The sequence below is a fragment of the Clostridium sp. SHJSY1 genome (assembly GCF_031626875.1).
Classification (GTDB): Bacteria; Bacillota; Clostridia; order Clostridiales; family Clostridiaceae; genus Clostridium.
In genome coordinates, this window is record NZ_JANDMF010000026.1 from 43,438 (window position 1) to 55,764 (window position 12,327).

Annotated in this window: 12 protein-coding genes; all 12 read left to right on the forward strand. The window is 27.5% G+C overall.

Annotated features, from left to right (window positions below):
• Nucleotides 1-15 precede the first annotated feature (15 nt).
• The 12 genes from NNC19_RS12585 to NNC19_RS12640 all read left to right on the forward strand — a co-directional run bounded on the left by NNC19_RS12585 (nucleotide 16) and on the right by NNC19_RS12640 (nucleotide 12,322).
• Complete coding sequence (locus NNC19_RS12585; RefSeq protein WP_310939012.1) at nucleotides 16-915, forward strand: class C sortase; 900 nt, start codon at nucleotides 16-18, stop codon at nucleotides 913-915.
• Nucleotides 916-1,118: 203 nt separating this feature from the next.
• Nucleotides 1,119-2,066: an SDR family NAD(P)-dependent oxidoreductase gene (locus NNC19_RS12590; protein WP_310939013.1), complete on the forward strand. Its 948-nt coding sequence runs from the start codon at nucleotides 1,119-1,121 to the stop codon at nucleotides 2,064-2,066.
• Nucleotides 2,067-2,267: 201 nt separating this feature from the next.
• The gene (locus NNC19_RS12595; protein ID WP_310939014.1) at nucleotides 2,268-2,942 is read left to right on the forward strand and encodes a Wzz/FepE/Etk N-terminal domain-containing protein; all 675 of its coding nucleotides are present in this window, start codon (nucleotides 2,268-2,270) and stop codon (nucleotides 2,940-2,942) included.
• A gap of 13 nt (nucleotides 2,943-2,955) precedes the next feature.
• A complete protein-coding gene (locus tag NNC19_RS12600) occupies nucleotides 2,956-3,633 on the forward strand; it encodes a CpsD/CapB family tyrosine-protein kinase (protein WP_310939015.1) in 678 nt (225 codons plus the stop codon).
• 204 nt (nucleotides 3,634-3,837) lie between these two features.
• Complete coding sequence (locus tag NNC19_RS12605; protein WP_310939016.1) at nucleotides 3,838-5,547, forward strand: nucleoside-diphosphate sugar epimerase/dehydratase; 1,710 nt, start codon at nucleotides 3,838-3,840, stop codon at nucleotides 5,545-5,547.
• 9 nt (nucleotides 5,548-5,556) lie between these two features.
• Nucleotides 5,557-6,204, forward strand: coding sequence for a sugar transferase (locus NNC19_RS12610; RefSeq protein ID WP_310939017.1), 648 nt, complete (start codon nucleotides 5,557-5,559; stop codon nucleotides 6,202-6,204).
• Nucleotides 6,201-6,995: an NAD-dependent epimerase/dehydratase family protein gene (locus tag NNC19_RS12615; protein ID WP_310939018.1), complete on the forward strand. Its 795-nt coding sequence runs from the start codon at nucleotides 6,201-6,203 to the stop codon at nucleotides 6,993-6,995. The genes NNC19_RS12610 and NNC19_RS12615 overlap by 4 nt, the downstream gene beginning before the upstream one ends.
• Before the next feature lie 75 nt (nucleotides 6,996-7,070).
• The gene (locus tag NNC19_RS12620) at nucleotides 7,071-8,231 is read left to right on the forward strand and encodes an NAD-dependent epimerase/dehydratase family protein (protein ID WP_310939019.1); all 1,161 of its coding nucleotides are present in this window, start codon (nucleotides 7,071-7,073) and stop codon (nucleotides 8,229-8,231) included.
• A 4-nt stretch (nucleotides 8,232-8,235) separates the two neighbouring features.
• Nucleotides 8,236-9,252, forward strand: coding sequence for a hypothetical protein (locus NNC19_RS12625; RefSeq protein ID WP_310939020.1), 1,017 nt, complete (start codon nucleotides 8,236-8,238; stop codon nucleotides 9,250-9,252).
• 18 nt (nucleotides 9,253-9,270) lie between these two features.
• Nucleotides 9,271-9,873 (forward strand): DapH/DapD/GlmU-related protein, encoded by a 603-nt coding sequence (locus NNC19_RS12630; protein ID WP_310939021.1) that lies wholly within the window; start codon nucleotides 9,271-9,273, stop codon nucleotides 9,871-9,873.
• A gap of 13 nt (nucleotides 9,874-9,886) precedes the next feature.
• Nucleotides 9,887-10,858 (forward strand): glycosyltransferase family A protein, encoded by a 972-nt coding sequence (locus tag NNC19_RS12635; RefSeq protein ID WP_310939022.1) that lies wholly within the window; start codon nucleotides 9,887-9,889, stop codon nucleotides 10,856-10,858.
• Between the two features lie 48 nt (nucleotides 10,859-10,906).
• Nucleotides 10,907-12,322, forward strand: coding sequence for a hypothetical protein (locus NNC19_RS12640; RefSeq protein ID WP_310939023.1), 1,416 nt, complete (start codon nucleotides 10,907-10,909; stop codon nucleotides 12,320-12,322).
• The last annotated feature ends 5 nt before the right edge of the window (nucleotides 12,323-12,327 follow it).

Sequence of the window (12,327 nt, forward strand, 5' to 3'; positions counted from 1 at the left end):
ATAAGGTAAATGTATATGAAAAGAAATAGAAAAACTTCATCAGATAAAAAGAGAAGTTGTATTGGAAGAACATTATTTATAATAATAATTTTTGCAATAGGGTTAGTGATTTTTTATTATCCTATAATTAGTAATTTACTTTACCAAAAAGCTGCAAAGAGAGTTATTCAAGATTATGATACAAAAGTAGAGAAAAGTGAGAGTGTTGAAGTTAAGTGCAAGTTAAATCTTTATTATTCTTATAATGCGTATCTATCAAGAGCAATAAAGAGTGAAAATTCTAATGTTTCATATACTGAGGAAGAGATGGAAGAAGGGGCAAATGAATACGAAAAAATGCTTAAGGCTAATGAGATGATAGGACATATTAATATTCCTAAAATTGATTTGGATGCTCCAATATATGAAGGTACATCTAGTGAAGTCCTTAGCAAAGGTATTGGACATATGGAGGGAACCTCACTTCCAGTTGGAGGTGAGGGTACTCACTCTGTTCTTACTGGGCATAGAGGATTACCAACAGCTAAACTTTTTACTGATTTGGAAAAGGTGGAGATAGGTGATAGATTTTATATAAAGGGCATTGAAGGAACCATTGCATATGAAGTGGATCAAATAAAAGTAGTAGAGCCAACAGATTTTGAGAATTTAAAAATTGAACAAGGCAAGGACTATGTTACTCTTATGACATGCACTCCATATATGATTAATTCTCATAGACTTTTAGTTAGAGGTCATCGTATTGATTATGAAGAAGATACTATGGAAAATGAAATTGTTAAAAGTGATGATAAAAATATATATGGTGATTTAATTTGGGCAACTATAGCTTTATTTGCTGTTTTATTGATTTGTATTATATCAAAGTGTCTAAGAAATAGACAGAAGAAAAAAAATAAGGATAAAGAAAGTTAGAAAAGATATGACTTCTATGTGTATAGGGGTCATTTTTTTCGTATATATTAGGGACAATCAAAAAAATAATTAGATGAAATGGAGAAAATTGAAAATAAGAAGAATGAAAAGAGAGTTTGATAAATAAATATACTATTAAGTTATTAAACAAGCTGTTTATATGACAAATCAAAATAAATTTCAAAGTGAAAGGGTGGATGAATATGGGGAAGGTTGTATTGCTCACTGGAGGAGCAGGATTTATTGGATCACATATTGCAGAAGAGTATTGTAAAAAAGGCTATGAAGTAGTAATAGTTGATAATTTATCATCAGGTAATTTAAATAATCTAGAAAATATAATTAACAAAGATAATGTTCATTTTCATAATGTTGATATAACAGATTTTCCTAAACTAGAAGAGGTTTTTCAAAAGTATAAACCAAATGTAATTAACCATCATGCAGCTCAAAAATCTGTGTCAGCATCTGTTGAAAATCCATTGTATGATGCCAAGATAAATGTAATAGGACTCATTAATATACTAGTTCTTTTAAAAATATATAAGGTAAAGAATTTTATTTATGTTTCTTCAGGGGGAGCACTATCAAAGGAAATAATAGGTGATGAAAAATCTTCAGAAATAGATTTACCTCAATTAGAATCGCCATATGCTATAAATAAGTATTTAGGTGAACAATACTTAAAACTTTATTCTAAATTATATGGCTTTGGATTCACAATACTAAGATATGCTAATGTATATGGACCAAGGCAAATTGCAGATGGTGAGTGTGGGGTTATTCCAATATTTATTAATAATATTCTAAAAAATAAAGATTCAATACTTATGACATATGATGATATGCCAAGAGGGTGTACAAGAGATTATGTTTATGTAAAAGATATAGTACAAGCAAATATGATAGCTAGTGAGAAAATCACAAATGAAATTATAAATATAGGCTCAGGATGTGAAGTGGCAATTTTAGATATTTATGATGAAATAACTAGAGTGTTTAATAGTACTCAAAAGATTTTTAAGAAAGGACCAAGGTTAGGTGATGTAAAGAGATCTATACTTGACAATAATAAAGCTAAAAAAATATTAAATTGGCAACCAAGAACAACATTAATAGAAGGACTAAATTTGTTAAAGGAAGTACACTAAATATAAAATAAGCAGAAAAAGGAACAAAAGAGCTGTTTAATATAAGTTTAAAATTATATTAAATAACTCTTTTTAACTTATGTAACGACGAAATATGTTAATTAGTTATGTCAATTGCTTTATAAAATTTAGAAAAAATGTAATAATTCATTAAAAAACTACATAGTGTGTAAATATAGAAAGTGATGTAAAGGAGATATTGTGGAAGAAAATAATATAAGTTTATCAGATTTATTAAAAATACTTAGGAATAGATTAAAACTTATAGTAATAATTACTATAGTTTCAACTTTAGTTACAGCAATAGCATGCTTCTATTTTATTGACCCCAAATATGAAGCAAGCTCTAAGCTATTTATAGGAAAAGAGCAGGGAGAGAAAGATGAAAACTATAATTACAATGATGTTGAACTGTATCAAAAACTAATAAAAACATATTCAGATGTAATTATGACAAAAGACCTAGTTGATAATTCATTAAGTGGAAAAAATATTGATGAAAGTTCAGGGACGATACTTAAAAATCTATCAGTAACTCCAAAGACAGATACCCAATTAATAGAGATAAAATATACAGATAAAGATAGATTTAAAGCAAATGATATAGTAGCTGCAATTACAGATGAATTTGTTACGTATTCAAAGGAATTAATACCTAATGCTAATGTAAAAATAGTTCAAAAAGTTATTTTGCCAGAAAATCCAGTTAGTCCTAATAAGCCTATATATATAGCTTTAGGATTTATAATTGGAGCTTTAGTAAGTGTGATTTTAGCTATTCTTCTTGAACTTATGGATAACACATTTAAAGATAGAAAGCAAGTTGAAGAAATACTAGATTTACCGGTTCTCGGAAATGTACCATGTATTAATTAATAAGAGGTGTGGGATGTTAGACTTTGAGAAAGATCTTGATGCTTCAGTAATAGAAGCTTTTAAAACCTTGAGGACAAATATATTGTACTCTTCATTAGATAAAAAAATGAAAACCATAATGATTACAAGTGCTGAACCAGCAGAAGGAAAAACAACATCATCATGTAATTTGGCTATATCTTTTGCAAAAGATGGCAAAAAAACTTTATTAGTAGATTGTGATTTAAGAAAACCAAATATTCATAGAAAGTTTAACATATCAAATTTATCAGGATTAACTGATGTTTTGGTAGGGGAAGAAAAATTAGAGATAGCACTTGAAAATTATTCAGATAATCTAGATATATTGACTTCAGGAACTAAAGCACCAAATCCAACTGAAATATTAGGATCTAAGTATATGGAAACATTTTTAGAAAGCTTAAAAGATTTATATGACATTATAATAATAGATTCAGCACCACTAAATAGTATTAGTGATAGTCAAATATTAGGGGCAAAAGTTGATGGTGTGCTTATGGTAATCAGAGCAAATAAGACAAAAAGAGATAGCATTGTTGAAGCTAAAGATCTACTAGAAAAAGTTAGTGCAAATTTACTTGGGGTTGTACTTAATGGAGTAGAAACAAGTCATAAAAAATCTTATTACTACTATGGTGATAAGAATGAAAAAAAATCAAATAGCAAGTAGAGCAATAAGAATTGAGGGAGAATAGTGACAATAAATAAAAGAACAAAAATAATTATACTACTATTCTTAGATTTTCTATTAATACAAGCATCCTATTTTCTAGCTTTGTATTTAAGAATTATAAACATAAATATGAGCATTTCACAAATTATAAACATTTATAGTGACTTTCTACCAAAGATATTATTTATGACTTTTATTTATATGATTATATTTACAATTTTTAAACAGTATAAAAGTATTTGGACAGTAGCTAGCATAGAAGAGTTTGCCATTGGGGTACTTAGTACCACAATAGGAGTGATTATTTGTCTATTAATTTCAGCTATAGATAAACATAGAGTTCCATTATTGGTTACCTTTATGGCTGGAATTTTAATAATGCTCTTTTGTAATGGAATCAGGGTAGGCTTAAGAATTGTAAAAAGATTAATAATTTATTTAGATATAAGAAAGAATTCTAACCTTAAAAAAGTGCTAGTAATAGGGGCTGGTGCTGCAGGAGCATTAGTTATTAATGAATGTAAAAAGAATCCAGAATGCAGAAAGAAAGTAGTAGCTGTTGCAGATGATGATAAAGAAAAGATGGGAAAATATGTTGCAGGAGTTAAAGTACTTGGAGATAGAAGTTCTATTGAAAAAATCATTATAGACAATTCAATAGATGAAGTCATTATAGCTATTGCTAAAATAAATAGCTCAGATTTAAAAGACATTATAACACAATGTAACAAGACAAAGGCAAAAGTAAAGATAATGCCAGGGGTTTCAGATATAATTGATGGAAATTTTAATATCAATAGTATTAGAGATGTTGATGTTGAAGATTTACTTGGTAGAGAATCAGTAACCTTAGATAATAAAGGAATTAGCAGTTATATTGAAAATAAAGTAATAATGGTAACTGGTGGTGGTGGATCTATTGGTTCTGAATTATGTAGACAAGTAGTGAAATTTAAACCAAAGGAACTAATCATTTTTGATATATATGAAAATAACGCTTATGACATTCAAAATGAACTTTTACATTATAATAAGAATTTAAACTTAAAGGTGCTTATCGGATCTGTTCGTGATAGAAGAAGAATTAGGAATATTTTAATTGCGCATAAACCGCAAGTTATATTTCATGCAGCAGCTCATAAACATGTGCCTTTAATGGAAGATAGTCCACTTGAAGCCATAAAGAATAATGTTGTAGGAACTTTAAACTTATGTGAATTAGCTGATGAGTTTAATCTTGAAAAGTTTGTACTTATTTCTACAGATAAAGCTGTTAATCCAACAAATGTAATGGGAGCTAGCAAGAGAATCTGTGAAATGATAATACAAGCTATGGATAAGGAAAGTGGAACTGAATTTGTTGCTGTAAGATTTGGAAATGTATTAGGTTCTAATGGTTCAGTGGTTCCACTTTTCAAAAAGCAGATAGCAAGTGGTGGTCCTGTAACTTTGACTCATAAAGAGGTTACTAGATATTTTATGACCATCCCTGAAGCCAGCCAACTTGTACTTCAAGCTGGAGCTTTTGCTAAGGGCGGAGAGATATTTGTCCTTGATATGGGCGAGCCTGTAAAAATATATGACTTAGCAGAAAATCTTATAAGACTTTCTGGGCTAGAGCCTGGAAAGGATATTGAGATAAAAGTTACTGGACTTAGGCCAGGAGAAAAGCTTTATGAAGAGCTTTTAATGGGTGAGAAAAATTTAAAGACAACAGCTCATAATAAGATTTTTGTGGATAATCCAGAAAGCCTTAGATTGAGTGCATTAAAACAACAAATTAATGAGCTAGTGGATACAGTTAAGATGGGCAATGAGGATCTTTTGAGAGGTAAAATGAAATACTTAGTTCCAAGTTTTAATTTTGTAAAAGAGGATATTGTGAAAAAGTCTAAAAAGGAAATGATGTAGGGGGGAATTATGTACTTAAAGGTCAAAAGAGTCATAGATTTCATTTTATCATTCATTGGATTGGTAGTCTTATCACCTTTATTTTTAGTATTAATAATAGCAATTAAGTTAGATTCTCCAGGACCAGTTTTATTTAAACAAAAGAGAGTTGGTATTTATAAAAAGCATTTTAATATATTAAAGTTTAGAACTATGAAAGTGGAAACTCCAAAAGATACACCAACACATCTGCTTGAAAATCCAGAAGAGTGGATTACAAGGGTTGGTAAGTTTTTAAGAAAAACAAGCCTTGATGAATTGCCCCAGATAATAAATATATTGTTTGGAAATATGTCTATAATTGGTCCACGTCCAGCTCTTTGGAATCAGTATGATTTGATTGAAGAGAGAGAGAAGTATGGTGCAAATAATGTACCATGCGGACTCACTGGATGGGCTCAGATTAATGGGAGAGATGAAATTTCTATTGAAGAAAAGGCAAAACTTGATGGAGAATATGTAAAAAAAATAGGATTAATTATGGATGTTAAGTGCTTTTTTTTGACAATTTTATCTGTGATTAGGGCTAAGGGAGTTTCTGAAGGAGGATTAAAAAATAGCACTAAAGATATAATATCTAAAATTAATTCAAATAATGAGGAGAGAATGACAAAATGAAGAAAATACTTATCACTGGAAAAGATAGTTATATAGGTACTTCACTGGAAAAATGGTTAAGTAAAGAACCAGACAATTATAAGGTAGATACACTAGATATGAGGGATGATGGGTGGAGGAATAAAGATTTTTCAGAGTATGATGCTATATTTCATGTAGCTGCTATTGTTCATAAAAAAGAAAAAAAGGAACTTAAAAGTTTATATTTTAAGGTTAATAGAGATTTGCCTATTGAGGTTGCTAAAAAAGCAAAAGTAGAAGGGGTAAAGCAATTTATATTTATGAGTAGTATGTCTGTATATGGAATAGAAGGGAAAATTGGAGAAGAAGTAGTTATTGATAAAGAAACTTTACCTAAACCTAAAAGTTATTATGGAATGAGTAAGTATGAAGCAGAAAATCAAATGAAATTATTAACTGATAAAAATTTTAATGTAGCAATTTTAAGGCCTCCAATGGTTTATGGAGATAATTGTCCTGGAAACTATGCAAGGCTAGAAAGCTTAGCAATTAGAACTCCAATTTTTCCTATGATTGAGAATAAGAGAAGTATGATTCATATTGATAAATTATGTGAATATATAAAAAAATATATTGATAATAATGCTAATGGAGTATTTTTACCTCAAGATGATGATTATGTAAATACAAGTCTTTTAGTAAAAAAAATTGCTCATGATAATGGAAGAGAAGTAGTTTTATCTAATTCTATTGGAAAAATCATAAAAGTTACAGGAAGAAATAATGCTTTTTTAAGTAAAATATTTGGAAACTTGATATATATAAAATGAAATTTAACTATTAAATAAATTTAGCAGAATGTAAGTAATATTATTAATTGTATTAATTTGAGAAGGAGCTTTTGAATGGAAAAAGTACTTATTACAGGCGGTTCAGGTTTTATTGGGAATTCTATTGTTGAAGAGTTAAAAAATAAATATGAACTAATAGTTTTAGACAATTTTTCGGAGCAAATACATGGAAATAATTATAAAGAGTCATACTTATATAAAAATATTAAGGATAAGTGTAAAGTTATAAAAGGTGATGTTAGAAACTATGAAGACCTAAGATCAGCGCTAGAAAAAGTAGATTATGTGATACATCTTGCAGCTGAAACTGGTACAGGACAATCAATGTATGAAATCAATAAATATACTGATGTAAATATTATGGGAACATCAAATTTATTACAGGTGATTCTAAATGAAAAATTACCTATAAAAAAAATAATACTTTCTTCTTCACGTTCTGTCTATGGAGAGGGAATGTATTTTTGTAAAAAACATAAAATAGTTGTTCCAAAATCAAGAAAAATAGAAGATATGAAAAATGGAGATTTTGAAGTTAAGTGTCCTATATGTGGAAATAGAGTAGACTTGATAGAAACTAAAGAAGATAGTGAGCTTGATCCAATTTCATATTATGCTTATACAAAATTTGCACAAGAAAAAATGTTAGAAGTAATGGGGAAAACAATGAAAATTCCATATACAATTTTCAGATATCAAAATGTTTATGGACAAGGACAATCACTAAATAATCCATATACAGGAATACTTTCAATATTTTCTAAGTTGCTGTTAAAGAACAATAATATAAATATTTTTGAAGATGGAAATGAGAGTAGAGATTTTATACATGTAAGTGATGTAGCAAGAGCTACCTGTAGTGCCATTGAAAATACTTGTACAAATTACGAAAAAATAAATATTGGAAGTGGAAAGAATATATCAGTTATTAAAATTGCACAAATTTTAAAGAAATATTATGGTTCAAAATCAGAAATAAATATAACAGGTGATTTCAGAAAAGGGGATATTAGGCATAATATAGCTGACATATCAAAAGTACAGTCATTATGCAAGTTCAAACCACAATATGACATAGAAAAAGGTATGAAGGAATTTGCACTATGGGTAAAAAGACAAAATGAAGAACAAAATTTAGAGAAATCAGATGATTATTTTGAAAGATCATTATATGAAATGAAAGAAAATGGAATGTTAATTCAAGCTAAGGAGTAAAAGTATGAGTATAAAAAAAGTTTTATATATAGGAACTCCAATGTATACCTATTATAAAAAGATTATTTCTGAGTTTAAAGCACAAGGTTATGAGGTCGATTTTTATAATGATAGACCAAGTGAAAATTCATTTATAAAAGGAATTATAAAAATAAAAAAAGATATGATTAATTTCTTAATTGAAAAATATTTTGAAGATATAATAAATGAAATTAAGGATAAAGAATATAATTTGGTGTTTGTAGTTGACTGTAAAGTATTCACGGCTCAAATGATTAGATATATGAAGAGCATTCAGAAAAAAGCAAAGTTTGTATTGCATATGTGGGATTCTTTAGAACTTTATCCAAATAGTAAAGAAGTAATTAATGAATTTGATATGGCTTATTCCTTTGATTTAAAGGACTGTGAAGAAGTAGAAAGTCTTAAGTTTTTACCCCTATTCTATTGTAAAGAGTTTGAAAATATTGGACTGGCTAAGCAACATAATTGTATATATGATATTGCTAGTGTTTGTACAGCTCATCCAAATAGGTATAAAACTATGAAGATACTATTTCCTAAATTAGAATCACAAGGAGTTAATGTATATTCATATATGTATTTGAATAAGTTGCAGTATTTATATAATAGAGCATTTATAACAGAATTTAAAGGGGCAAAAAGAGATGAATTTAAGTTTATGCCATTATCTGAAAAAGAAAATTTAGATATATTAAGAAATACAAATACTGTATTTGATATGCCTCATAATAAACAAAGTGGTTTGACAATGAGAACAATTGAAACTCTTGGTGCTAAAAGAAAATTAATAACTACAAACACTGATATAAAAAAGTATGATTTCTATAATGAGAATAATATTTTAATTATAGAAAATGACAATTTAGATGGAATAACTGATTTTATCAAAAGAGAATATAGAGAGATTAAGGAGCCAATATATAGAAAATACAGTATAAGTAGTTATGTAAATACAATTATAGATGATGCAAATTATAAATATTTGAAAGTAATTTAATGCATAATAGGAGGTTTTATGAAAAATAGATATTCATTTTCAGAATTTATCAAAACATTATATGCATTAATTATCACTAAAATATTTTATAAAAAAGCAAGATTAGTTAGAAGACCCATTTATATAAGAGGAAAATCTTATATGGACTTTAAAAAAGGATTTACCACAGGATATAATTGTAGATTTGACTTGTTTGGTGAAGAGGAAGATAAAGAAAAAAAGTTAATTATAGGTGAAAATTGTAAGATTGGTGATAACGTGCATATTGTAGCCAAAGAAAAAGTTATAATAGGTGATAATTGTTTAATGGCTTCAAAAGTTTTTATTAGTGACACAAGTCATGGAGAATATACTAATCTAGAAAACTACTCTTTACCAGATATTCCGCCAGATCAAAGAAGACTATATTCTAAACCAGTTACTATAGGAAATAATGTTTGGATTGGTGAAAATGTTTGTATTTTATTGGGGGTAACCATTGGTAATGGAGTTATTATTGGAGCTAATTCTGTAGTAAATAAAGATATTCCTAATAATTGCATTGTTGTTGGAATACCTGCAAAGGTCATAAAAAAGTATAATTATGCACATGAAAAATGGGAAATCCAAACTAAATTATAGGGAGATTTAAGAAATGTTAATAAGTGTTATAGTACCGATATTCAATGTAGAAAACTATATTATAGAGTTGGTAAAATCACTAGAAAATCAAACTTTTACAGATTTTGAAGCCATATTTATTGATGATGGTTCTTTTGATAAATCAATTGAACAACTAGAAGAAACTCTAAAAAATACAAAAATGAATTATAAGATTATTAGACAAACAAATAAGGGACTTTCTGCTGCACGAAATACAGGTATAAGGCAATCAAGTGGAGAATGGTTGGTTTGGCCTGATTCAGATGATATACTTGATGAAAAGTATTTGGAAATATTATATTTTGCAGTAAAAGATAAAAATACACATATAGGATTTTGTAATTATAAAACTTTCTTAGATGGGGAGGCATTCTCCAATATTAAGGAAATACAAAAGGTAACAAAATATGTTTATGAGACTTCTCTTCAAAGTATGAAAAGATATATTAATGAGTGGATTGGACCTTGGTGTTTTATAGTATCTAAAGAATATTTTTTAAAGCAAGATTTATTTTTTGATGAATCATGCAGATATTGCGAAGATTTAATATTTATTAGTAAAGCTATAGCAGGAGCAACCAATATTACAGTAATCGAAAATAGATTATATTATTATAGAATGAGAAGTTCTTCAATATTAAATAGTTCTAATATTGATAAAATATTGAGTGGCTATATTCAAATTAAAAAGTTGAATGAGTACTTTGTTGAGAACGATTCTCTGTCTGGAAAATATTTCTACAAGGTAGGTATATATAAATGGTTAATATCAACTATGAAAAAATGTGCAGTAAGGTTTTCATATGATGACTTTAAAACATTATATAAGAGCATAGATTTTAAAGTGTATTATAGTAGGGCAAGACACTGTACAACAAAGAAATTGCGGATTGCTGGTATGATACTTAGATATTCACCTAGAATTTTTTTTCAAGTTGTAAAGAGAATGAATAAATTTATCTAGTTGATAAGAAATAAATTTAATTGTAGCAAATATTAAGGAAAGGACTAAATGATGAAAAAAAAGGGAAAATACACAGTCATTATATTTTTAATGTTAATAATAAGTTTGATGAGTAGCTTTTTTATAGCATTTGATAGATCTAAACCTGTGGAGTATGAATATTTATTTATTTTACCAATGCTATTTTCATTAATTTGTATTTCTATGGTGCCAATACTTAACAGATATTCTTCGAATATATCTATTTGGATTATCTTTATATTATACTTTATTAGAAATGTTATTAATCCTTTCTTTATGTACTTGGGTAATTATAGTAGTTTATTCTTGTTAAGTTCTAGGGTAAATATAAATAAGGCTATTTTTTTAATGATATATGAAACCTTTATGGTCTTTCTAACAATAAATATTTATATTAATAGAAAAAAAATTCTCACAATTAAAAATAGATTTTACAGAAAAAGACAAACTAAGTTAAAGGTAATCGGACTTGCATTGGTAATGCTGACCATATTTTGCTTTTTATCATTTATGACAGTTCCTGCAATAAGCGGCACATACAATACTATATTTAATGCTGAAAGTGTTGTTTCAAATAATTATATTAATGTAAATGCAAATGTTGCTTATGGTTCAATACAAAGAGTATTATTTACATTAACTTTATTTTTAATTCCAATTTTACAAATATTATTGCCATTAACTATATATATATATATGAAAAAAAAGTATGGTGAAAATAGATGGTGTGTAGTGCTTGCAATGATTATTATGTTTTTAAATTTCTTATTTATTTCAGATAATAATATAGATGTTTTTATCATAACAATTGTATTGTCATTAATGTTAATAAAATTATATCCTAAATATTCTAGATTTATTTGCACAGTTATCGGAAGCGTATTAGTGTTAGGCATAGTGGTATTAATAGTTGCAAAAACAAATACAAATATGTTAACATCTGATAACCCTTTTGAAGCTATTACTAAATTTTTGCAAGCATATTTTCAAGGAGTAAATAATGTTGCTGGAGGATTTAGTATAGTTAATGATAGTAAGGTTAAATCATTATTTTTTGATTTTTTTGATATGATTCCATTTAGAAATACTATTTTTAGCGGAATTAGTGGAGATAGGCTTGTAAAATTATATTGTATAAGTAATAATGTGAATTCACAAATTATTCCTAGCATAAGTCAGTCATACTACTACTTAAGTTTTATATTAGCTCCAATACTACCTATGATTATTGTGACTTTTTCCATAAGAGCGTTTAACAAGTCTAGTTTGACGAAGAATGTTTATAGAAGTTCTTATTATTTGAGCAATAGTATATATTTGACTTTTGCCACTGCAGTAAATAATTTCACAATTTATGGAACTACCTATTTAAATCTTATTTTGCCACTATTTATATTATCAACTTTAGCTGGTAGTGAAGTAGAAATTCAAAACACAGTTTAAAGAAA

Excerpts from the sequence above, each read along its gene's own strand:
- NNC19_RS12585 (WP_310939012.1), top strand. The coding sequence starts at position 16 with ATGAAAAGAAATAGAAAAACTTCATCAGATAAAAAGAGAAGTTGTATT.
- NNC19_RS12590 (WP_310939013.1), top strand. The coding sequence starts at position 1,119 with ATGGGGAAGGTTGTATTGCTCACTGGAGGAGCAGGATTTATTGGATCA.
- NNC19_RS12600 (WP_310939015.1), top strand. The coding sequence starts at position 2,956 with ATGTTAGACTTTGAGAAAGATCTTGATGCTTCAGTAATAGAAGCTTTT.
- NNC19_RS12605 (WP_310939016.1), top strand. The coding sequence starts at position 3,838 with ATGATTATATTTACAATTTTTAAACAGTATAAAAGTATTTGGACAGTA.
- NNC19_RS12610 (WP_310939017.1), top strand. The coding sequence starts at position 5,557 with ATGTACTTAAAGGTCAAAAGAGTCATAGATTTCATTTTATCATTCATT.
- NNC19_RS12615 (WP_310939018.1), top strand. The coding sequence starts at position 6,201 with ATGAAGAAAATACTTATCACTGGAAAAGATAGTTATATAGGTACTTCA.
- NNC19_RS12620 (WP_310939019.1), top strand. The coding sequence starts at position 7,071 with ATGGAAAAAGTACTTATTACAGGCGGTTCAGGTTTTATTGGGAATTCT.
- NNC19_RS12625 (WP_310939020.1), top strand. The coding sequence starts at position 8,236 with ATGAGTATAAAAAAAGTTTTATATATAGGAACTCCAATGTATACCTAT.
- NNC19_RS12630 (WP_310939021.1), top strand. The coding sequence starts at position 9,271 with ATGAAAAATAGATATTCATTTTCAGAATTTATCAAAACATTATATGCA.
- NNC19_RS12635 (WP_310939022.1), top strand. The coding sequence starts at position 9,887 with ATGTTAATAAGTGTTATAGTACCGATATTCAATGTAGAAAACTATATT.
- NNC19_RS12640 (WP_310939023.1), top strand. The coding sequence starts at position 10,907 with ATGATGAAAAAAAAGGGAAAATACACAGTCATTATATTTTTAATGTTA.